This window comes from Pseudomonas ceruminis (assembly GCF_021602025.1).
Lineage (GTDB): Bacteria > Pseudomonadota > Gammaproteobacteria > Pseudomonadales > Pseudomonadaceae > Aquipseudomonas > Aquipseudomonas ceruminis.
This window is the reverse complement of sequence record NZ_BQHW01000008.1, coordinates 89,839-110,563: the sequence shown is the minus strand read 5'-3', so window position 1 is coordinate 110,563 and position 20,725 is coordinate 89,839. Positions and strand designations below refer to the sequence as shown.

Genomic DNA, 20,725 nt, shown 5'->3' with positions numbered 1-20,725 from the left:
CACATCGGTAGCCATGACCAGCCCAGCACTCAAAGACCCCGCCAAGACCCGCGTCATCGTCGGCATGTCCGGCGGCGTGGACTCTTCCGTCTCCGCCCTTCTGCTCATCGAGCAGGGCTACCAGGTGGAAGGGCTGTTCATGAAGAACTGGGAGGAAGACGACGGCACGGAATATTGCACCGCCCGGGAAGACCTGGCCGACGCCCAGGCCGTGTGCGACCGCATCGGTATCAAGCTGCACACCGCCAACTTCGCCGCGGAGTACTGGGACAACGTCTTCGAGCACTTCCTCGAGGAGTACAAGGCTGGCCGCACGCCCAACCCAGACATCCTCTGCAACCGTGAAATCAAGTTCAAGGCGTTCCTCGACTACGCCCTGTCGCTGGGCGCCGACCTGATTGCCACCGGCCACTATGTGCGCCGCCGCGACACGGGCGAGCTCACTGAATTGCTCAAGGGCCTGGACCCGAACAAGGACCAGAGCTACTTCCTGCACGCTGTCGGTGGCAAAGAGATCGCCCGCACTCTGTTCCCCGTGGGTGAACTGGAAAAGCCCGAAGTACGCGCCATTGCCGAGAAGCATGGCCTGGCTACCGCCAAGAAGAAGGACTCCACCGGCATCTGCTTCATCGGCGAGCGCCGTTTCAGCGACTTTCTCAAGCAGTACCTGCCGGCCCAGCCTGGCGACATCGAAACCACCGAAGGTGAAGTGATCGGCCGCCACCACGGCCTGATGTACCACACCATCGGCCAGCGCCAAGGCCTGGGCATTGGCGGCCTCAAGGACGCCGGCGACGAACCCTGGTACGTCCTGCACAAGGACCTGACCCGCAACGTGCTGGTGGTCGGCCAGGGCAACGAACACCCGTGGTTGTTCTCCCGCGCATTGCTCGCCTCGGAGATTTTCTGGGTCAACCCGATCGACCTCAGCAGCCCGCGCACGCTCACCGCCAAGGTGCGCTACCGCCAGAGTGACCAGCACTGCACCCTGGAACGCACCGCAAGCGGCTATCGCGCGGTGTTCGACGAACCGCAACGCGCCGTTACGCCGGGCCAGTCGGTGGTGTTCTACGACGGCGAGGTCTGCCTGGGAGGCGGCGTGATCGAAACCGCCGAGCCATGGAGCCCGCGCGCATGAGCAACCTGCAGGAGCAATTGATTGCCCTGGGTGGCGTATTCCAGGCTGCCGTGCTGGTCGACCGTATTGCTCGGACCGGCCAGGCCAGCGAGGCCAACATCGGCTGCATGCTCGGTAGCCTGCTGGTGCGCGACCCCAAGAACACCCTGGAGGTGTTCGGTGGTGACGACCTTAACCTGCGTGACGGCTACCGCGCGCTGGTCGGCGCCCTGGAGCGCGACCCCAGCAGCCTGCAGCGCGAACCACTGCGCTACGCCCTGTCGATGCTCGGTCTCGAGCGCCAGCTCAACAAGCGCGGTGACCTGCTCGACACCATCGGCAACCGCCTGCCACAGATCCAGTCCCAGGCCGACCACTTCGGCCTGGTTCACGAAAACGTGATCGCCTCCAGTGGTGCGTTGTACCAGGACACCCTGAGCACCCTGCGCCAGCGCATCCAGGTGCACGGCGACATGCGCTTCCTGCAGCAATCCAGCAACGCCTCGAAGATCCGCGCCCTGCTGCTGGCCGGCATCCGCGCCGCACGCCTGTGGCGCCAACTGGGCGGGCACCGCTGGCAGCTGGTATTCAGCCGGCGCAAGCTGCTCAACGAACTGTACGACATGATGCGCAGCCCCTCCTGATGGGGTTCTGACCGTTCCGGCAATAAAGCCGTAACGGATTGGCCTGACCTTTGGTCAGCCACCCGACCTGGGCGCATTTTTCATGTATGATATGCGCCCTTCCAAAAGCCTGACTGTCCGAGAACACCCCATGCAGCTCTCTTCGCTCACTGCGGTTTCCCCTGTAGACGGCCGTTACGCCGGCAAAACCCAGGCCTTGCGCCCCATTTTCAGCGAATTCGGCCTGATCCGTTTCCGCGCCCTGGTCGAAGTGCGCTGGCTCCAGCGCCTGGCCGCTCACCCGCAAATCGGCGAAGTGCCGGCATTCTCCGCCGAAGCCAACGCCCTGCTGGACAGCCTGGCCACCGACTTCAAGCTCGAGCACGCCGAACGCGTCAAGGAAATCGAGCGCACCACCAACCACGACGTCAAGGCCATCGAGTACCTGCTCAAGGAGCAGGCCGCGCAGCTGCCTGAGCTGGCCAAGGTCAGTGAGTTCATCCACTTCGCCTGCACCAGTGAGGACATCAACAACCTGTCCCACGCCCTGATGCTGCGCGCCGGCCGTGACGAAGTGCTGCTGCCGCTGATGCGTCAGATTGCCGAAGCTATCCGCTCGCTGGCCCATGCCCACGCTGACGTGCCGATGCTGTCGCGCACCCACGGCCAGCCGGCGTCGCCGACTACCCTGGGCAAAGAGCTGGCCAACGTCGTGTATCGCCTGGAGCGCCAGATCGCTCAGGTGGCCGCCGTGCCGCTGCTGGGCAAGATCAACGGCGCCGTGGGTAACTACAACGCCCACCTGTCGGCCTACTCGCAGATCGACTGGGAGCAGAACGCCCGCGCCTTCATCGAAGACGAACTGGGCCTGGTGTTCAACCCCTACACCACCCAGATCGAACCGCACGACTACATCGCCGAGCTGTTCGACGCCATTGCCCGCTTCAACACCATCCTCATCGATTTCGACCGCGACGTCTGGGGCTACATTTCGCTGGGCTACTTCAAGCAGAAGACCGTTGCTGGCGAAATCGGCTCGTCGACCATGCCGCACAAGGTCAACCCGATCGACTTCGAGAACTCCGAAGGCAACCTGGGTATCGCCAATGCGCTGTTCCAGCACCTGGCCAGCAAGCTGCCGATCTCGCGCTGGCAGCGTGACCTGACCGACTCGACCGTGCTGCGCAACCTGGGCGTCGGTTTTGCCCACAGCGTCATCGCCTATGAAGCCAGCCTCAAAGGCATCGGCAAGCTGGAAGTCAACGCCGCCCGCATCGCTGCCGACCTGGACGCCTGCTGGGAAGTGCTCGCCGAGCCGATCCAGACCGTAATGCGCCGCTTCAACATCGAGAACCCCTACGAGAAGCTCAAGGAGCTGACCCGTGGCAAGGGCATCACGCCTGAAGCGCTGCTGACCTTCATCGACGGCCTGGACATGCCAGCCGAAGCCAAGGCCGAGCTCAAGCAATTGACCCCTGCCAGCTATATCGGTAACGCCACAGCACAGGCCAAACGCATCTAAGCTGACCGTCGCGTTCAACGCCCGGCCTCGCCGGGCGTTTTTATTCCCGGACGAAAATTACGTTTTTTCAATAGGTTGAACATGAATCCTGATACTCCACTGCAGCTGCTCGGCGGCATCTCGGCCCGCGAATTCATGCGCGACTACTGGCAGAAGAAGCCGCTGCTGGTGCGCCAGGCGTTCCCGGACTTCGAAAGCCCGATCGACCCCGACGAGCTGGCCGGCCTGGCCCTGGAAGAGGAAGTCGAGTCGCGCATCGTGCTCGAGCACGGCGCCCACCCGTGGGAGCTGCGCCGCGGCCCGTTCAACGAAGACACTTTTGCCGAGCTGCCAGAAAAAGACTGGACCCTGCTAGTGCAGGCGGTAGATCAGTTCGTGCCAGAAGTGGCCGAACTGCTGGAGCCTTTCCGCTTCCTGCCGAGCTGGCGCATCGATGACGTGATGATCAGCTTCGCCGCCCCGGGTGGGAGCGTCGGCCCGCACTTCGACAACTACGACGTATTCCTGCTGCAGGGCCATGGCAAGCGCAACTGGAAGATCGGTCAGATGTGCAGCAGCGACAGCCCGCTGCTCGAGCATGCCGACCTGCGCATCCTCGCCGAATTCGAACAGAGCGGCGAGTGGACCCTGGAGCCTGGCGACATGCTCTACCTGCCGCCTCGTCTGGCTCACTACGGCGTGGCCGTGGACGACTGCCTGACCTACTCGGTCGGTTTCCGCGCCCCGAGCGCCGCCGAAGTGCTGACCCATTTCACCGACTTCCTCGGCCAGTTCCTGCCGGACGAAGAGCGCTACAGCGACGCCGACGCCCAACCGGTCAGCGACCCGCACCAGATCCAGCACGACGCCCTCGACCGCCTCAAGGCATTGCTCGACAAGCACATGAGCGACAAGGACCTGCTGCTGACCTGGTTTGGCCAGTTCATGACCGAGCCGCGCTACCCGGAGCAGGTCGTGGGTGAAGCGCTGAGCGAGGAAGAACTGATCGAAGCCCTGGAAGACGGTGCCATCCTGATCCGCAACCCCAGCGCGCGCATGGCCTGGTCCGAGCTCAACGATGACCTGATGCTGTTCGCCAGCGGCCGCAGTTGCCCGCTGCCCGCCAAGCTCCGCGAGCTGCTGAAGCTGGTCTGCGCCGCCGACGCGTTACACATCGACAACCTTGAAGAGTGGTTGCAGGATGAAGATGGCCTTATGCTGGTACAGCAACTGATCAAACAAGGAAGCCTGGGATTCGCCAATGAATAAGATTCGTGTGCGCCTCGCTGACTGGCAGAAGGACAACGCTGATATCCGCCGTATTCGTGAGGCCGTGTTTGTGGCCGAACAGCATATTCCGCCGGAGCTTGAGTTCGACTCGGAAGACCAGGACGCGCTGCACTTCCTGGCCCTTGAAGGCGATTATCCGGTTGGCACTGCCCGTCTGCTGTCCGACGGCACCATTGGCCGCATCTCGGTGCTCAAGGACTGGCGCGGGTTGAAGGTTGGCGATGCGCTGGTCAATGCGGTGATCGTCGAAGCGCAGAACCGCGACCTCAAGCAGCAGATGCTCAGTGCTCAGGTGCACGCCACGCCGTTCTACGAGCGGCTGGGCTTTCGGGTGGTCAGCGAGGAGTTCCTCGAAGCCGGCATCCCGCATGTGGACATGGTGCGTGACTCCTGCGATATCGCCTGAGCCCGGCAGATGTTGAGCTGACCGCCCCACCCCGGCACGCTGCGCTCCCACACGTACCCATCGCCCTGAAAGGCGGTGATCAACCTGTAGGAGCCGGCTTGCCGGGGACAGGGCCGGTGAACACAGCAACATTCCCACTGACAAAAACCTGTACATCCATCCAGATAAAACTTGCCTCAGCGCCCCCGCTTGCGCATCCTAGTGCCCATCACTCCCGATGAAGCGTTTGCGGCCATGCGCCTGTTCCTCTGCGAAAAACCCTCCCAGGCCAAAGACATCGCCAAAGTCCTCGGCGCCCAGCGTAAGGGCGACGGCTGCTGGCAAGGCACCGACGTCTGCGTAACCTGGTGCATCGGCCACCTGCTCGAAACCGCCCCACCCGACAGCTACGACGAGCGCTACAAGCGTTGGAACCTGGCCGACCTGCCAATCATTCCGGAAAAATGGAAGATGCTGGTCAAGCCCAAGACCGCCAGCCAGTTCAAGGCCGTCAAGCGCCTGCTCGGCGAGGCCCGTGAACTGGTGATCGCCACCGACGCCGACCGCGAAGGCGAGATGATCGCCCGCGAGTTGGTCGAACACTGCCGTTACCGCGGCCCGATTCAGCGCTTGTGGCTGTCGGCACTGGACGACGCGTCCATCCGCAAGGCGTTGGCGCGTCTGCTGCCCGGCCAGGAAACCTTCAACCTCTACCACTCGGCGCTAGGCCGCTCACGGGCCGACTGGCTGATCGGCATGAACATGAGCCGGCTGTTCACCCTGCTAGGCCGCCAGTCCGGCTACCAGGGTGTGCTGCCGGTGGGCCGGGTGCAAACCCCGACACTGCGCCTGGTGGTCGACCGCGACCGCAGCATCGCCGATTTCGTGCCAGTACCGTTCTGGGCCATCGACGTGCAGCTCGAACATGCCGAGCAAGGCTTCAACGCCCAATGGCGCGCGCCGGAAGACGCCTGCGACGACCAGGGCCGCTGCCTCAATCAGGCCCTGGCGCAACAGGCCGCCAGTGACATCGGCAACGCCGGCAGGGCGCGGGTGCTCGAAGTCGCCACCGAGCGCGTACGCGAGGCAGCGCCCCTGCCCTTCGACCTCGGCACCCTGCAGGAGCTGTGCTCAAAAAAGTTCGGCCTCGGTGCCCAGGAAACCCTCGACATCGCCCAAGCGCTGTACGAAACCCACAAACTGATCACGTACCCGCGCAGCGATTGCGGCTACCTGCCCCTCAGCCAGCACGGCGAAGCGCCAGCGATCATCAGTGCCTTGCAGCGCGCCGACGCCACCCTGACGCCACTGCAAGCGCACCTCCAACCCCAGCGCCGTTCGCGGGCCTGGAACGATGCCAAGGTCAGCGCCCACCACGGCATTATCCCCACCGCTGCCGCCAGCGACCCTTCGCGCCTGCCCGCCAAGCACAAGGCGGTCTACACCCTGATCCGCGCCCGCTACCTGGCGCAGTTTCTCCCCCACCATGAGTATGACCGCACCCAGGCTGAGTTCGACTGTGCAGGCCACGCCCTGCGCGCCGTAGGTAAACAGATCGTCGAGCCGGGCTGGCGCCGCGCCTTGCCCGAGGCGTTGGCACCGGCCAAGGGCCGCGAGGCACCGCCGGCCCAGGTCTTGCCTGCGCTGCACGAAGGCCAGGACTGCACGGTGCAAGGCCTGCAACTCAAAGACCTGTGGACCCAGCCACCCAAACCGTTCACTGAAGGCGACCTGATCAAGGCCATGAAGAACGTGGCCAAGCTGGTGGACGACCCGCGACTCAAACAGAAGCTCAAGGAAACCACCGGCATCGGCACAGAAGCGACCCGTGCCAGCATCATCCAGGGCCTGCTCGACCGCGGCTACCTGGTCAAGCACGGCAAGGCACTGGCCGCCACTCCGGCCGCCTTCAGCCTGATCGACGCCGTCCCCCGCGCCATCGCCGACCCCGGCACCACGGCGATCTGGGAGCAGGCACTGGACATGGTGCAGCGTGGCGAGATGAGCCTGGAGGAATTCGTTGCCCGGCAGTCGGCGTGGATGGGCAAGCTGGTGGAGCGTTGCAGCGGCATGCGCATGACTATCACCGGGCCCGCGGTGGCAAAAGCAGCGCCGTGGAAGAAAAAGCCTAGGAAGGCGGCTGCAGGCAAGCCAAGGCAACCGAAGCGCAAGGCAACAAAAAAGTCCGGTTGAGAGGGTTGCCGGTTTCGGTCTGCTCGCTGCCTTACAGGCGGGCGGGCTTGCCCATGAGTGGCCCGCGAAGGGCTGCCGATCGAACCGCCACCCGGTTTGACTGGCGCGGTGAAAATTACCTGCTAGATTTTCATGAAAATAATCACAATAAATTTCATGAGGCCCGGCATGTTCAAGCAATCCGCCCAGCACGTCGCCAGTTACTACGCCCAGACCTACCCGGTCAGTATTCCCCTGCGCCCGACCCTGAAAGGCCGGCACGACACCGATGTACTCATCATCGGCGCCGGTTTCAGCGGCTTGCACACTGCCCTGCGCCTGGCCGTGGTCGGCAAGCGCGTGACCCTGCTGGAAGCCAGCCGGGTAGCCTGGGCCGCCTCTGGGCGTAATGGTGGCCAGGCGCTGCTGGGCTGGTCGTGCGACATGCCGCCGCTCGAAAAGGCGTTGGGCGTGGAACGCACCCGCCGCCTCTGGGACAGCATGTGCTGGGCCGCCGACGAGATGCGTGAACTGCCGCTGCGCCACGGCTTCGATATCGATTATCGGGTGGGCAGCCTTTGGACGGCAGTACTGGCACGCCGGGTGAAAATGCTCGAGCAAGCCCTGTACGACGCCGAGCACAAATGGGGCTATGACGCCCTACGACTGATCAGCCGCGACGAGTTGGGGCAATGGGTCGACAGCCCGCGCTACCAGGCCGCGCTGTATGACGCCAGGGGCGCGCACCTGAACCCGCTGAAACTGGCCCAAGGGCTGGCCGCCACGATCGAGACCGCTGGCGGGCAGATCTTCGAGCAAAGCCAAGTCATCAACTACCAGCAGACCACGGATGGCTATGTTGCCCGTACTGACCATGGCGAGGTGCACTGTGACGTGCTGGTACTGGCGTGCAACGCCTACATCGACCAGCTCGACCGCACCCTGTCCCGCCGGTTGCTGCCGGTCGGTTCGTACCAGGTGGCCACTGCGCCCCTGGAGGCGGACTTCGCCCGCTCGCTGCTGCCGCGCAACAGCTGTGTGATCGACAATCAGTTCGTGCCCGACTACTTCCGCCTCACCCCCGACCATCGCTTGCTGTTCGGCGGTGGCTGTACCTACCTGGGCGGTATCCCCAAGGATGTGGCCAGTGCAACCCGTCCTTACCTTGAGCGCGTGTTCCCACAACTGGCCGGCGTGGCCATCGACTACGCCTGGGGTGGCCACATCGACTGCAGCATCCAGCGCACGCCCGATATCGGCCGCGAGGGCCAGCGCTACTGGCTGCAGGGGTTTTCTGGCCACGGTGTGCTGCCAACCTTGGCCGGGGCACGGGCAGTCAGCGATGCGATTCTTGGCGACGACGACCTGCTGGCGTTATACCAGGGTATCGACAATGGCCGCTTCCTCGGCGGCGACCTGCTGGCCGCGCCACTGGAGGCGGCCGCCAAGGCCTGGTACAGGATGCGCGATCATGTCTGAAGATGCCCAGGGCCTGGCATTACTGATCCGCGACCTGCGCAAACACCGTGGGCTGACCCTTGGCGAGCTGGCCGTCAAGGTCAAGCGCTCGCTCGGGTTCCTGTCCCAGGTCGAGCGCGGCCTGTCGCAGCCCACCGTGGCCGACCTTACCGCCATCAGCGAAGCGCTGCATGTACCGACCACTTACTTCTACCAGCCCAGCCAACCGCGCCCGCTGGACTGGGTAACCCGGCCGGGCGAGCGCCGTACCCTCTACTACGCCGCAGGCATCAGCGACGTGCTGGTGTCGCCCACGCTCACCGGCAGCTTCGCCATGCTCGAAAGCCACCTGGCGCCCGGCGCCAGCAGTGGCGAGGGACACCTGAATGACAGCGCCGAACAGGGTGGTTTCGTGCTTGAAGGCGAGCTGACCCTGTGGCTCGAAGGCCATGAACAAGCGGTGACGCTAGGCCCCAACGACAGCTTTCAGCTACCGCCGCACAGCCAGTTCCGCTACGCCAACCTGACCGACCAGACGACCCGTGTCCTCTGGGTCTTCCGATGAGAGCACAGCATGACAACACTACCTACAGCCGCTGCCGACCTGCTCAGTGAAGTCCGCGCCTTCCGCACCCGCTACCCCGAAGTGCGCCACGTCGATCTGCTCAGCCTGGACATTCCCGGGCATTTCTACGGTAAACGCTACCCCATCGACATGCTGGAAAAGGTCGCCGCCGGCAGCCCGCTCAAGCTGCCGCAGAACTGCGCGTTGCTGGGGGTGCAAGGCGGACTGTTCCCGATAAGCGATTACTGCTTCAACGATGGCGACCCGGATGCGCTGCGGCGCCTGATTCCTGGCACCCTCAAACCGGTCAATTGGGAGCGCCAACCGCTGGGCCAGATGCTGATCAGTTCCGATGGCACCGCTGCGCCTATTGAGTTCGAGCCACGTGAGGTACTCGCCCGTGTATTGCAACGCCTGGAGCGCCGTGGCATTCGCCCGGTAGTAGCATTTGAACTGGAATTCTACCTGTTCGACCGGGCACTCAAGGAAGGCCTGCCACAGTTCCCCCACGACCCGAGCAGCGATGACCCGGACGACCAGCCGAACCTGCATATAGAACGCTTGTCGCGGTTCAGCGACGTGCTCCACGACATGGTAGAAACCGCCAATACCCAAGGGGTCGATGCCAATGTCATCACCGCCGAGCTGGGCCCGGGCCAGTTCGAAATCAACTTCGGTCACTGCGACGACGGCCTGCGCGCCGCCGACTGGGCCGCCCTGTTCTGCCGTAGCACGCGGGGCGTGGCACGCAAGCACGGGCTACGTGCCTCATTCATGAGCAAGCCGTACCTGCAAGCGCCGGGCAGCGGCATGCATGTGCACGTCAGCCTTTACGATCAGGCCGGCAACAACCTGCTGGCAGCCGACCAGCAACGCCCCTTGCGCCATGCCGTGGCCGGCTGCCTGGCCTTGCTGCCGCACTGCATGCCGATTTTTGCCGCCAACCACAACGCGTTTCGCCGCTACGGTGCCATGGTCAATGCTGCAAGCCGCGCCAGCTGGGGTTTCGAAGACCGTGATGCGTGCATTCGCATTCCCGACTCGGATGCCGGCAACCTGCGTATCGAACACCGCCTGGCGGGGGCGGATGCTAACCCGTACCTGGTACTGGCAGCGATTTTGTGTGGGATGGAGCACGGGCTGCAGGCTGGACAGGAGCCGATTGCCCCACTGAACGAAGACCGCGCCAGCGGCGTGGACTTTCCCAAGGACATGCTTGCAGCAGTCACGGCCATGCGTGCGCACCCGGCAGTGAACGAAGGGCTGGGGGATGAATTCGTGATGGTGTATTGCGAGAACAAGCGGCAGGACCATCTCGCGTTCATGCAGGAAGTCAGTGCCAGGGAGTACCGGTGGTTCCTGTAGACCTTCCGGTGAGCCTTCCAGCCCTTTCGCAGGCGTGCCCTGCGACAGGGCTGCACTGACAAGACAAAAATCTCTCCTATTCTCAATAGCTCACTCGGCAATCCCCTGTACAGAGGAGACACGACCATGAGCTACGTATCTACCAAAGATGGCGTTCAGATCTTCTACAAGGACTGGGGCCCGCGCGACGCGCAGGTCATTCACTTCCACCACGGCTGGCCCCTGAGCGCCGACGACTGGGACGCGCAGCTGTTGTTCTTCCTCGCCCACGGCTTTCGCGTGGTGGCCCATGACCGGCGTGGTCACGGACGCTCCAGCCAAGTGTGGGACGGGCACGACATGGACCACTATGCCGATGACGCGGCGGCCGTGGTCGAACACCTGGGTATCCAGGGTGCAGTGCACGTCGGCCACTCCACGGGCGGCGGCGAAGTGGTGCGCTACATGGCCCGCTACCCTGACGATAAGGTAGCCAAGGCGGTGTTGATCGCTGCTGTACCACCGCTGATGGTAAAGACACCGGACAACCCCGGCGGGTTACCCAAATCGGTGTTTGACGATTTCCAGGTGCAGGTGGCGAGTAACCGCGCGCAGTTTTACCGGGATGTACCCAGCGGGCCGTTCTACGGTTACAACCGGCCAGGCGCCAAGCCTGCCGAAGGGGTCATTGCCAACTGGTGGCGGCAAGGCATGATTGGCAGTGCTAAGGCTCACTACGACGGAATCGTGGCTTTTTCGCAAACCGACTTTACCCAGGACCTCAAAAATATCCGCCAGCCAGTGCTGGTGATGCATGGCGATGATGACCAGATCGTGCCTTATGAAAACGCCGGGCCGCTGTCGGCGAAACTACTGCCCAATGGCACGTTGAAGACGTACAAAGGCTTCCCCCATGGCATGCCGACCACCCATGCCGACGTGATAAATGCCGATTTGCTCGCCTTCATTCGAAGCTGAGGCCGCTGCAGGTAGCTGGTTGTCTGCGCGGGCGTGCCGCGCAGACAACCAGTAGCCATTCGGTACGCTGACCAACGTCAACCAAGCAATTGCCACAGCACTTCAATGCCGGGCAGCCCCGGTGCCCAGTCGGGGCTATAGGCGACATGAGCCTGCACGCATTGCCATAGGCTGCCTTGATGAGTGACGATGTCACCGATCTCGTAGCGCTGGTTGACCTGCCACTGCGCCTGCCCATTGCTGCCTTCGGTCCGTGCGCTCAACGTGGCACTTGGCGTGGATACCTGCCCCACTTGATCACATGCAACGACGACATATGTGTACAGCGCACCAGGCTTGAGCCCGGAATCCTGGAAGGTCAAGTGCTCACCGGGCACACGCCCGACCACCCGCCCATCGCGATAGATCGAATATTCCTTGATCGATGTTGCTGCTACGCAAGCCTCCCAGGTCAAATCCAGGCGCTGCCCGGTATTGGCCAGTATGCGCAGCTTCTTCGGGGTGCTGGGGACACCGCCTAACCCAAGCGTATGCCCAAGTACAATCTCACTCCAGGGAGAAGCGACATTGTTCACCCCGCGAGTGCGAATGCGAAATGCATAGGCGGTGTCTGGTTTCATCCCGGCCCAGGTACGGCGGCGTTCAGTGAACGCGATTTCGAGCTGGGCAATGGAACGATTGAATGGGCTGGTCGCAAACCTATCCTCACTGCGCTCGATTTCCCAACGCTTGATCGGAATATCGCTGGCGGGCTGCTTGTAGTAGAACTTGCCGACCGTATCGGACAGTGCTTCAAGTTTGAAATCAAACGGTGTCGCGGGGCTTCTCTGTGTCGCTTGGGAATCACTGACTGGGCTTTCCAAATAATCTTGCATGGTGATTTTTCTTCCGGGTGAGGGTGGCAAGAAGTTGCCACCGCCGCCCAGTTGTATCCGCGACTGATGCCTGGAGTGAACTCCCAGAACTGCCAGAAGTAGTGCGTTTCCCTGGCAGGCGGATTACCATGCAGCCCTCGCCTTGCGGCGGTTTTGCCGCGTTCATCCTACTGCCTGGCAAACGCCGATGCCCTTCGAACTCACCGTAGAACCGCTCACCCTACTGATCCTTGCCGTGGTCGCTTTCGTTGCCGGTTTCATCGACGCGATTGCCGGCGGCGGCGGCCTGCTCACCACCCCGGCGCTGCTCACTGCCGGCATGCCGCCACATCTGGTGCTGGGCACCAACAAGCTCAGCTCGACCTTCGGCTCAGCCACTGCCGGCTTCACGTACTACAAGCGCAAGCTGTTCCACCCGGCGCAGTGGCGCCCGGCCTTGTTCGCCACTCTGCTCGGGGCGTCGATCGGCGCGATCATCGCCCACTACATGCCCGCCGAATGGCTGAACAAGATGCTGCCCGTGATCGTCTTCGCGTGCGGCATCTACCTGTTGTTCGGTGGCACGCCCAAGGCGCCGCTGGACGCCGATGCGCCCATCAAGAAGAAATGGCAGCTCCCACAGGGCTTCACCCTGGGCTTCTATGATGGCGTGGCCGGCCCCGGCACCGGTGCGTTCTGGACCGTGAGTACGCTGCTGCTCTACCCCATCGACCTGGTCCGCGCCAGCGGCGTGGCGCGCAGCATGAACTTCGTCAGCAACATCGCCGCGCTGACGGTGTTCGTCATTTCCGGGCAGGTGGACTACGTCGTCGGCCTGTGCATGGGCCTGTCGGTGATGGTCGGTGCATTCTTTGGCGCACGCACGGCGATCAGCGGTGGCAGCAAGTTCATCCGCCCCGTATTCATCACCGTGGTGCTGGCGCTGACCGTGCGCTTAGCGTGGCAGCACTGGTTCGGGCAGGCCTGAGCGGCGCGCCACGTACAGGTCGATCAGGTACCGGGCGATGGAGCGCCCGGCCGGCAGCGGCGGCAGGTCACGCACATTGAACCACTGGGCGTCCTCTATCTCGTCCGGCTGCATGACGATGTCGCCACCGGCATACTCGGCGTGGAAGCCCAGCATCATCGAGTGCGGGAACGGCCAGCACTGGCTGCCGACGTACTGGATGTTCCGCACCTCGACCGCGACCTCTTCCCGCACCTCGCGCACCAGGCAGTCCTCGGCCGACTCACCCGGTTCGGCAAAGCCCGCCAGGGTGCTGTAGACACCGGGGACGAAGCGCGGCGAACGCGCCAGCAGAATTTCGTCGCCGCGGGTCACCAGCACGATCATGCTCGGCGAAATACGCGGGTAGCTGCGCAGGTCACAGGGCTGGCAGTACATCGCACGCTCCCAGCGGATCTGTGTCATCGCCTGGCCGCAACTGCCGCAGAAGCGGTGCTCGCGGGCCCAGGTACCGATCTGCGCGGCATAGCCGAGCACTTTGTAGGTATCGAAATCGCCTTCGAGCATGAACGCCCGCAGACCGCGCCAACTGCAGCCTGGCAACTCGGCCGTGCTGCGCAGCTCCAGCAAGAATACCGGCTCGCCGTCGAAGTGACCGATGCCATGTTCGCTCAGTACATCCAGGTCCTGGCGCTTGAGCCAGTCGCGGGGGAACAACGCACCGTTGGCGTCCACCAGGAACCCGTCCGGGCTACGGGCGACCGCCCAGCCCCCGGTGATCTGCGGGTCGAGTACTGCGGTAGTCCAGCGTGCTGACATGTCGGGGTTCCTTTGCTGCGTCCCCCGGCCCGGTCAGTCGGCGAACGTCGGTTTCTGTTTGCTCAAGTGCGCCGCCACGGCCACGCGCAGGTCTTCGGACTGCAGCATCGCAGCGTTCCAGGTGGCGATGTAGTCCAGGCCATCGTCGATACGATGGTCGCGCATGTAGCTGAGCATCTCCTTGGTGCCCGCCACGGCGATCGGTGATTTTGCGGCAATCTCGCGGGCAATGGCAAAGACTCCGTCGAGCAATCCAGCCTGATCATCATAGACCCGGTTCACCAAGCCAATGCACAGTGCCTCATCGGCCTCGACGTTACGCCCTGTGTAGGCCAGCTCCCGCATGATGCCGTCGCCGATGATACGTGGCAAACGTTGCAGGGTTCCGACATCGGCAGCCATGCCCATGTCGATTTCCTTGATCGAAAACTGCGCATCGCGGCTGCAATAGCGCATGTCGCAGGCCGAGACCAGGTCGATGGCGCCGCCGATGCAGTAGCCCTGGATGGCCGCCAGCACTGGCTTGCGGCAGTTGTCCACGGCATTGAACGAAGCCTGCAGGCGCAGGATGGTGCGGCGCAGCAAGCGCGCGTTACGGCCCACGTCCTTGCCCATCTGGCCTGCAAGCGAGGCCAGCATCATCAGGTCGATGCCCGACGAGAAGTGCTTGCCCGCACCACTGATGACCACGGCACGCACCGCGTCGGTGTCATCGATCCACTGGAAGATGGCGACGATTTCCTCCCAGAACGCGGCGTTCATCGCGTTGATCTTTTCCGGGCGATTGATCTGTACGTGGGCAATGTTGTCGGTCAGTTCGACCTTGAATGCGCTGTACTCGGTCACGGGCTGCACTCCTGTGGGGGGGAAAGGTTCACAACCCAGGATGGTAACCCAGGCCGGTTGCCGCGCTTGTGCCAAAAGCGGGACGGCTGGCCACCGCTGTCGAAATCGCCTGATGCGGTTCGACTAAGCGTAAGGCCTGTAGACCCACAGGCCATCGCCCAGGAGCCCACCATGCGCACACTCATCGTTGCCGCCTTCATCAGCCTCGACGGCGTCATGCAGGCCCCCGGCGGCCCACAGGAAGACACCCGCGGCGGCTTCGCCTACGGCGGCTGGATCGTGCCCTACGCCGAAGCCGTCTTCGGCCAGGCCATGCAAGCGCTGTTCAGCCAGCCGTTCGAGCTGCTATTGGGCCGGCGCACCTATGACATCTTCGCCAGCTACTGGCCGAAGGTGAAAGACGACACCGAAGATTTCTCCATCGCCAACCTGTTCAACAGCGTACCCAAACACGTCGCCACCCACTCCCCCGACACCCTTGTCTGGTCCAACAGCCACGCCCTGGGCAGCGACGTGACCGGCGCCGTGCGTGCCCTTAAGCAACAGGATGGCGCTGCGCTGCTGACCCAGGGCAGTGCCGAGCTGGTGCAGCAACTGCTGGCGGCCGACCTGGTGGATGAACTGCACCTGCTGATCCACCCGTTGCTGCTTGGCCACGGCAGGCGCCTGTTCGGCTGCGACGCCGTCGCAGCGGCTTTCACCTTGCAACACTCGCAGGTGTCGCCCAAGGGCGTGATCATCGCCCGTTACCTTCGCGCAGGGAAGGTGCAGACCGGATCGTTCGAACTGCCCGCTGACGAGGGCTGATTCAATACAACTTTTACAGCGTGCGCGCATCGAACACAGGTAAGCCCTCATCCGCTTTCAGGAGGTTTGCCATGGCGTTGCGTACAGCCCTGATCGTTTCCTGCATGACGCTGGCCATCGCTGGCTGCGCCGGGTCAGACGACGAACACCGCTCGCCACCCACCACCCAACAGGTCGATCTGCAACGCTACCAGGGCACCTGGTACGAGCTAGCGCGCCTGCCGATGTTCTTCCAGCGCAACTGCGTGCAGTCCGAGGCGCACTATGGTTTGCGCGAAGACGGCCGCATCGATGTGACCAACCGTTGCAAGGAGAAGGACGGCCAGTGGAATGAAGCCAAGGGCGTCGCCCAAGCCCAGCAGCCCGGCAGGACCGATAAGCTCTGGGTACAGTTCGACAACTGGTTCAGCCGCCTGGCGCCGGGGCTGACCAGGGGCGAATACTGGGTGCTTTACCACGACAAGGACTACCGCGTGGCGCTGGTCGGTCACCCGAATCGGGAATACCTGTGGCTGCTGTCGCGCACACCGGCAATCACCGACCAGACGCGTGAGCAACTGCTGGCGGTTGCCCAGAAACAGGGTTACGACACCAGCAAGTTGATCTGGCGCCAGGATGACCTCGCCAAGCCCTGACAACCGGGCTACTGTGTAAGCCCGCAACTTCTGGAGCCCGGCTTTGGACCTGCAGTTTCTGGGCACCTCGGCGGGGGTGCCAACCAAGGGGCGCAACGTCAGCGCCACCGCCGTCATCGAAGCCAATGGCAGCCACTGGTACCTGGTGGACTGTGGCGAAGGCACCCAGCACCAGTTGCTGCACACCTCGCTGTCGGTGCGCGACCTGCGCGCGATCTTCATCACCCATGTGCACGGCGACCATTGCTTCGGCCTGCCGGGACTACTGGCCAGTGCCGGTATGAGCGGACGCACCCATGCGCTGGACCTGATCATGCCCGCCGCGCTGCATGACTGGGTACGCCTGAGCCTGGCAGCCAGTGACACCTTTCTGCCTTTCGAGCTGCGCCTGTTCGCCGTCGAGGTTTTCGAGGGGTGGTCCAGCGACACGGTCAAGGTCGAACGTGTCGTGCTGTCACACCGAGTGCCGAGCGTCGGTTTCATCTTCACCGAGCGCAATCCCGAACCACGCCTGGACGTGCAGCGCCTCGACGCCGAGCGCATCCCGCGCGGGCCACTGTGGGGCGCCCTGGCCAAGGGCGCAGTGGTAGAACATGCCGGGCAGGTACTGCGCGGCCAGGATTACTTGCGCGCCTCACGACCGGCGCGGCGGGTGATCGTCTGCGGCGACAATGACACCCCTGAACTGCTGGCCGAGGTGGCCAGGGATGTGGATGTACTGGTGCACGAAGCGACCTTCACCCAGGCAATCATCGAGCGCACCGGCGCCACGTTCGGCCATAGCAGCGCGGCGACGGTGGCGCGCTTTGCCGAAACCGCCGGCGTGCGCAACCTGGTGCTGACCCACTTCAGCGCCCGCTACCAATCCGACCCGCGGCGCAGCCCGAATATCGAGGACGTGCGAGTTGAAGCGCAGGCCCACTACAGCGGTCACCTCACCCTGGCTCAGGACCTGCAGCGCTATCACATCGGGCGCGATGGGCGTCTGTCCGCCTCGTAATCACGTTCAAACAGAGGGGCGCCTGGGCCTGCAGCACCGGCCCCTTCACGGGGCCGGTGCTGGCACTAAGCGGCTAACCGCCCGCTGGCAATCGCCTCCGACGCCGCCAGCATCGCCCGCAGCAACACGGCGCAGCCTGCCGCCAAGTCCTGCGGCGTGGCGTTCTCGATCTCGTTGTGGCTGATGCCGTTCTCGCACGGTACGAAGATCATCCCCGCCGGCCCTAGTTCGGCCAGGAAGATTGCGTCATGCCCTGCCCCACTGACGATGTCCATGTGCGGCAAACCAAGCGCCTGGGCAGATTCGCGTACGGCATCGACGCAACCCCGGTCGAAGTACAGCGCCGGGAAGTCGGCTGTGGGGATCAGTTCATGGCTCAGGCCGTGTTTGGCACAGGTGGCGTCGATGACCGCCCGCACATCCGCGATCATCGTATCCAGCCGCTCGCTTTCAAGGTGACGGAAGTCCAAGGTCATGCGCACCTCACCCGGGATCACGTTACGTGAACCGGGATAGGCCTGCAGGCAACCGACCGTGCCGCAGGCATGTGGCTGATGGCCAAGCGCTGCACGATTGACCGCCTCGACCACGGCGGCGGCGCCCACCAAGGCATCCTTGCGCAGGTGCATCGGCGTAGGGCCGGCATGGGCTTCGACACCGCGCAGGGTCAGGTCGAACCACTTCTGCCCCAGGGCACCGAGCACCACGCCGATGGTCTTGGCCTGGTCTTCGAGGATCGGGCCCTGCTCGATGTGTGCTTCGAAGTAGGCCCCGACCCGGTGGCCAAGCACTGCCCGCTGGCCGGCATAGCCGATAGCGTTCAACGCCTCGCCCACCGTTATCCCCTGGGCATCGCGCTTGGCCAGGGTCTGCTCGAGGGTGAACTTGCCGGCAAAGACCCCAGACCCCATCATGCAGGGCGCAAATCGCGAGCCCTCCTCGTTGGTCCACACCACCACCTCCAACGGTGCCTCGGTCTCGATGCCCAGGTCATTGAGGGTGCGGATTACCTCCAGCCCAGCCATCACCCCGAAGCAACCGTCGAACTTGCCGCCGGTGGGTTGGGTGTCGATGTGGCTGCCGGTCATCACCGGAGGCAGCTTGGGGTTGCGCCCGGGGCGGCGGGCAAAGATATTGCCGACCGCGTCGACGCTGACGCTGCACCCGGCCGCCTCGCACCAATCAACGAACAGGTCGCGGGCCTGGCGGTCGAGGTCGGTCAGCGCCAGGCGGCAGACACCGCCCTTGGGTGTGGCCCCGAGGCGGGCGAGGTCCATCAGCGATTGCCACAGGCGGTCACTGTTCACGTGGCGTTCAGTCGATTGCAGGGCATGTTGGGCTGGGGTCATGGGTAAGGTCTCCTCAGGCGTTTTTGTTGTCTGCACTTATCACCGGCTGCACTGGCCCACGCACGGCCAAACCGCCCAGGGCGTAGTACAGCGCCCCGCCAAGCAGCGATCCGGTGAACCAGCCATAGTCGTAGAACCAGCTGAAACTGCTGTTGCCGATGGCCATCACGGTCAGCGCCACCGGCAACGCAAAGGCGGCAAACCCTGCCCAGTTCCAGGCTGGGTAAACGTCATCACGGTACAAGCCGGCCAAGTCCAGCTTCTGCCGTCGGATCAGGAAGTAATCCACCACCATGATCCCGGCAATCGGCCCAAGCAGGCTGGAATAGCCCAGCAACCAGTTGGAATAGACACTCTCAAGGCTCAGATCGGAAACGATCCAGCCAAGCTTCTTCAGCAACTCATGGCCCATCAGCACCAGGCCGATGAAGCCGGTCAGCCATACTGCACGGCTACGCCCGATCAGGCGTGGCGCGATGTTCTGAAAATCGTTGGTCGGTGAGACGATGTTGGCGGCGGTGTTGGTCGACAACGTGGCGACCACGATCAACGCCATGGCCAGCGCCACCCAGCCGGGGCTGTGAATCTTGCCGATCAGGCTCACCGGGTCGGACACCGTTTCGCCCACCAGCGACGCCGACGCTGCCGTCATCACCACCCCCAGGGCGGCGAACAGGAACATGGTCAGTGGCAGGCCAAAGATCTGCCCCAGAATCTGGTCTTTCTGGCTTTTGGCGTAACGGCTGAAGTCGGGTATGTTCAGTGACAGCGTGGCCCAGAACCCGACCATCGCCGTCAGCCCGGCGCAGAAATAACTGACCACGCTGGCCCCTTCCGGGCGCTTGGGCGGCTGCGCCAGCAGCTCGGTCATGGACATGTGCGGCAGCGCCCAGAACAGCAGGCCGAACCCCACCGCCACCAGCAACGGGGCCGACAGGGTCTCCAACCACTTGATCGACTCGGCGCCACGCAGCACCACCCACAGGTTGATGGCCCAGAAGATCATGAAGCCGATCACCTCGCCGGTACCGCCCAGGGCTTTCCAACCGTCGAAGATGGAGCCCAGGAACAGGTGGATGGCCAACCCGCCGAACATCGTCTGGATGCCGAACCAACCACAGGCGACCACCGCACGGATCAGGCACGGCACATTGGAGCCGAGGATGCCGAACGAGGACCGCAGCAACACCGGAAAGGGAATACCGTACTTGGTGCCGGGAAAGGCATTGAGGGTCAATGGGATCAACACGATGAGATTGGCCAGCAGAATCGCCAGCAATGCCTCGCCCACGCTCAGGCCAAAGTAGGCCGTGAGCACGCCGCCAAGGGTGTAGGTGGGCACGCAGATGGACATGCCCACCCACAGCGCAGTGATGTGCCATTTGTTCCAGGTGCGCTGGTGCACCTTGGTCGGCGCGATATCGTGGTTGTAGCGCGGGCTGTCGAGGACGTCACTGCCTGCGGACAGCTCGAACAGGCCAGCCTGCTCGATCACTTCCGATCTGTTCTGTTGCATGGGGCCTTCTCCAGATTTTTCTAATTGTTTGCTCATCGGGCTAACGCGATGGCCGGAGTACACACACCACCAGTACTGCTCCTCCGGTCCGGCCTGGCGGTTGTGGCCGTACTCAAATTGCGTGCCGGGCGAGCCTGAGGCTGCCCGGCCGGCCGCCGCCGACCGGAGGTAATCAACTGATCTGCAAGGCATTTTTCTGCTACAGGCGAAGGCACGGTTATCCCCTCGACTGGCGCGCTCACCGCCATGGGCCGGCCCTGGCCCCTGCATCAGGTTTCAATCTGGTGCAGCCTGATTTTTCAGCGGCGCGGCTGCGCCTCGGAGCCAGGTTTCAAGCGGCTGATTTTGCATGGAAAATCTTGACCAATTTGGCTTCTTGTCAAGTGCGTCAAAATGGTGAAGCACCTCACCATTTTGGTGATTTCATAAATTATTACTTTAATATCAATGACTTATTACGGTTATAAGCTCATAAAAAAATTTCTTGAACAATCCACAA

General features: G+C 63.3%; 19 protein-coding genes. 14 read left to right on the top strand and 5 right to left on the bottom strand.

Annotated elements, in window-relative coordinates; translation table 11 throughout:
• Positions 1 to 13: 13 nt before the first annotated feature.
• The 10 genes from mnmA (at position 14) to L6D80_RS11900 (ending at position 11,433) form a co-directional block, all read left to right on the top strand.
• Positions 14 to 1,138: a tRNA 2-thiouridine(34) synthase MnmA gene (gene mnmA / locus L6D80_RS11945; protein ID WP_054901642.1), complete on the top strand. Its 1,125-nt coding sequence runs from the start codon at positions 14 to 16 to the stop codon at positions 1,136 to 1,138.
• Positions 1,135 to 1,761 carry a high frequency lysogenization protein HflD gene (hflD, locus tag L6D80_RS11940; protein ID WP_054901643.1) on the top strand — a complete coding sequence of 209 codons (627 nt, stop codon included), beginning with the start codon at positions 1,135 to 1,137 and terminating at the stop codon, positions 1,759 to 1,761. The genes mnmA and hflD overlap by 4 nt, the downstream gene beginning before the upstream one ends.
• A gap of 130 nt (positions 1,762 to 1,891) precedes the next feature.
• Positions 1,892 to 3,262 carry an adenylosuccinate lyase gene (gene purB, locus L6D80_RS11935; protein ID WP_176513649.1) on the top strand — a complete coding sequence of 457 codons (1,371 nt, stop codon included), beginning with the start codon at positions 1,892 to 1,894 and terminating at the stop codon, positions 3,260 to 3,262.
• Between the two features lie 81 nt (positions 3,263 to 3,343).
• Positions 3,344 to 4,510: a ribosomal protein uL16 3-hydroxylase gene (locus L6D80_RS11930; protein ID WP_054901645.1), complete on the top strand. Its 1,167-nt coding sequence runs from the start codon at positions 3,344 to 3,346 to the stop codon at positions 4,508 to 4,510.
• Positions 4,503 to 4,937, top strand: coding sequence for a GNAT family N-acetyltransferase (locus L6D80_RS11925; protein ID WP_054901646.1), 435 nt, complete (start codon positions 4,503 to 4,505; stop codon positions 4,935 to 4,937). The genes L6D80_RS11930 and L6D80_RS11925 overlap by 8 nt, the downstream gene beginning before the upstream one ends.
• Before the next feature lie 234 nt (positions 4,938 to 5,171).
• Positions 5,172 to 7,109 (top strand): DNA topoisomerase III, encoded by a 1,938-nt coding sequence (locus L6D80_RS11920; RefSeq protein ID WP_176513779.1) that lies wholly within the window; start codon positions 5,172 to 5,174, stop codon positions 7,107 to 7,109.
• A gap of 168 nt (positions 7,110 to 7,277) precedes the next feature.
• On the top strand, positions 7,278 to 8,567 hold the full coding sequence (locus L6D80_RS11915) for an NAD(P)/FAD-dependent oxidoreductase (RefSeq protein WP_176513651.1): 1,290 nt from the start codon (positions 7,278 to 7,280) through the stop codon (positions 8,565 to 8,567).
• On the top strand, positions 8,560 to 9,111 hold the full coding sequence (locus tag L6D80_RS11910) for a helix-turn-helix domain-containing protein (protein ID WP_176513654.1): 552 nt from the start codon (positions 8,560 to 8,562) through the stop codon (positions 9,109 to 9,111). The genes L6D80_RS11915 and L6D80_RS11910 overlap by 8 nt, the downstream gene beginning before the upstream one ends.
• Before the next feature lie 9 nt (positions 9,112 to 9,120).
• Entirely contained in the window at positions 9,121 to 10,476 is a 1,356-nt protein-coding gene (locus L6D80_RS11905) for a glutamine synthetase family protein (protein WP_176513657.1), read from the top strand.
• A gap of 126 nt (positions 10,477 to 10,602) precedes the next feature.
• Entirely contained in the window at positions 10,603 to 11,433 is an 831-nt protein-coding gene (locus L6D80_RS11900; protein WP_054901651.1) for an alpha/beta fold hydrolase, read from the top strand.
• Between the two features lie 77 nt (positions 11,434 to 11,510).
• Here L6D80_RS11900 and L6D80_RS11895 read toward each other — a convergent pair whose 3' ends face one another.
• On the bottom strand, positions 11,511 to 12,308 hold the full coding sequence (locus L6D80_RS11895) for a carbohydrate-binding protein (RefSeq protein WP_176513661.1): 798 nt from the start codon (positions 12,306 to 12,308) through the stop codon (positions 11,511 to 11,513).
• 187 nt (positions 12,309 to 12,495) lie between these two features.
• On the opposite strand from L6D80_RS11895, the gene L6D80_RS11890 reads away from it, so the two are divergent.
• Entirely contained in the window at positions 12,496 to 13,275 is a 780-nt protein-coding gene (locus tag L6D80_RS11890; protein WP_054901653.1) for a TSUP family transporter, read from the top strand.
• Here the strand turns inward: L6D80_RS11890 and nudC are convergent.
• Both nudC and L6D80_RS11880 read right to left on the bottom strand, forming a co-directional pair.
• A complete protein-coding gene (nudC, locus tag L6D80_RS11885) occupies positions 13,243 to 14,073 on the bottom strand; it encodes an NAD(+) diphosphatase (protein WP_176513663.1) in 831 nt (276 codons plus the stop codon). The two genes, L6D80_RS11890 and nudC, sit on opposite strands and share 33 nt — an antisense overlap.
• Positions 14,074 to 14,106: 33 nt before the next feature.
• Positions 14,107 to 14,919, bottom strand: a complete 813-nt coding sequence (locus tag L6D80_RS11880) for a crotonase/enoyl-CoA hydratase family protein (RefSeq protein ID WP_176513665.1) — start codon at positions 14,917 to 14,919, stop codon at positions 14,107 to 14,109.
• A 171-nt stretch (positions 14,920 to 15,090) separates the two neighbouring features.
• On the opposite strand from L6D80_RS11880, the gene L6D80_RS11875 reads away from it, so the two are divergent.
• From L6D80_RS11875 to L6D80_RS11865, 3 genes are all read left to right on the top strand, one after another.
• Positions 15,091 to 15,726 (top strand): dihydrofolate reductase family protein, encoded by a 636-nt coding sequence (locus tag L6D80_RS11875; protein ID WP_176513668.1) that lies wholly within the window; start codon positions 15,091 to 15,093, stop codon positions 15,724 to 15,726.
• A 71-nt stretch (positions 15,727 to 15,797) separates the two neighbouring features.
• The gene (locus L6D80_RS11870; RefSeq protein ID WP_176513672.1) at positions 15,798 to 16,361 is read left to right on the top strand and encodes a lipocalin family protein; all 564 of its coding nucleotides are present in this window, start codon (positions 15,798 to 15,800) and stop codon (positions 16,359 to 16,361) included.
• Between the two features lie 43 nt (positions 16,362 to 16,404).
• Positions 16,405 to 17,361 (top strand): MBL fold metallo-hydrolase, encoded by a 957-nt coding sequence (locus L6D80_RS11865; protein WP_176513674.1) that lies wholly within the window; start codon positions 16,405 to 16,407, stop codon positions 17,359 to 17,361.
• A gap of 65 nt (positions 17,362 to 17,426) precedes the next feature.
• On the opposite strand, the gene L6D80_RS11860 is transcribed toward L6D80_RS11865, so the two are convergent.
• Together L6D80_RS11860 and L6D80_RS11855 are read right to left on the bottom strand one after the other, a co-directional pair.
• Positions 17,427 to 18,710: a Zn-dependent hydrolase gene (locus tag L6D80_RS11860; protein WP_054901659.1), complete on the bottom strand. Its 1,284-nt coding sequence runs from the start codon at positions 18,708 to 18,710 to the stop codon at positions 17,427 to 17,429.
• Positions 18,711 to 18,723: 13 nt separating this feature from the next.
• The gene (locus L6D80_RS11855; RefSeq protein ID WP_176513676.1) at positions 18,724 to 20,226 is read right to left on the bottom strand and encodes an NCS1 family nucleobase:cation symporter-1; all 1,503 of its coding nucleotides are present in this window, start codon (positions 20,224 to 20,226) and stop codon (positions 18,724 to 18,726) included.
• Positions 20,227 to 20,725 lie beyond the last annotated feature (499 nt).

What these genes read in the sequence shown, in the direction of transcription:
- mnmA (WP_054901642.1), top strand. Translation starts at nt 14, where the DNA reads ATGACCAGCCCAGCACTCAAAGACCCCGCCAAGACCCGCGTCATCGTC.
- hflD (WP_054901643.1), top strand. Translation starts at nt 1,135, where the DNA reads ATGAGCAACCTGCAGGAGCAATTGATTGCCCTGGGTGGCGTATTCCAG.
- purB (WP_176513649.1), top strand. Translation starts at nt 1,892, where the DNA reads ATGCAGCTCTCTTCGCTCACTGCGGTTTCCCCTGTAGACGGCCGTTAC.
- L6D80_RS11930 (WP_054901645.1), top strand. Translation starts at nt 3,344, where the DNA reads ATGAATCCTGATACTCCACTGCAGCTGCTCGGCGGCATCTCGGCCCGC.
- L6D80_RS11925 (WP_054901646.1), top strand. Translation starts at nt 4,503, where the DNA reads ATGAATAAGATTCGTGTGCGCCTCGCTGACTGGCAGAAGGACAACGCT.
- L6D80_RS11920 (WP_176513779.1), top strand. Translation starts at nt 5,172, where the DNA reads ATGCGCCTGTTCCTCTGCGAAAAACCCTCCCAGGCCAAAGACATCGCC.
- L6D80_RS11915 (WP_176513651.1), top strand. Translation starts at nt 7,278, where the DNA reads ATGTTCAAGCAATCCGCCCAGCACGTCGCCAGTTACTACGCCCAGACC.
- L6D80_RS11910 (WP_176513654.1), top strand. Translation starts at nt 8,560, where the DNA reads ATGTCTGAAGATGCCCAGGGCCTGGCATTACTGATCCGCGACCTGCGC.
- L6D80_RS11905 (WP_176513657.1), top strand. Translation starts at nt 9,121, where the DNA reads ATGACAACACTACCTACAGCCGCTGCCGACCTGCTCAGTGAAGTCCGC.
- L6D80_RS11900 (WP_054901651.1), top strand. Translation starts at nt 10,603, where the DNA reads ATGAGCTACGTATCTACCAAAGATGGCGTTCAGATCTTCTACAAGGAC.
- L6D80_RS11895 (WP_176513661.1), bottom strand. Translation starts at nt 12,308, where the DNA reads ATGCAAGATTATTTGGAAAGCCCAGTCAGTGATTCCCAAGCGACACAG.
- L6D80_RS11890 (WP_054901653.1), top strand. Translation starts at nt 12,496, where the DNA reads ATGCCCTTCGAACTCACCGTAGAACCGCTCACCCTACTGATCCTTGCC.
- nudC (WP_176513663.1), bottom strand. Translation starts at nt 14,073, where the DNA reads ATGTCAGCACGCTGGACTACCGCAGTACTCGACCCGCAGATCACCGGG.
- L6D80_RS11875 (WP_176513668.1), top strand. Translation starts at nt 15,091, where the DNA reads ATGCGCACACTCATCGTTGCCGCCTTCATCAGCCTCGACGGCGTCATG.
- L6D80_RS11870 (WP_176513672.1), top strand. Translation starts at nt 15,798, where the DNA reads ATGGCGTTGCGTACAGCCCTGATCGTTTCCTGCATGACGCTGGCCATC.
- L6D80_RS11860 (WP_054901659.1), bottom strand. Translation starts at nt 18,710, where the DNA reads ATGACCCCAGCCCAACATGCCCTGCAATCGACTGAACGCCACGTGAAC.
- L6D80_RS11855 (WP_176513676.1), bottom strand. Translation starts at nt 20,226, where the DNA reads ATGCAACAGAACAGATCGGAAGTGATCGAGCAGGCTGGCCTGTTCGAG.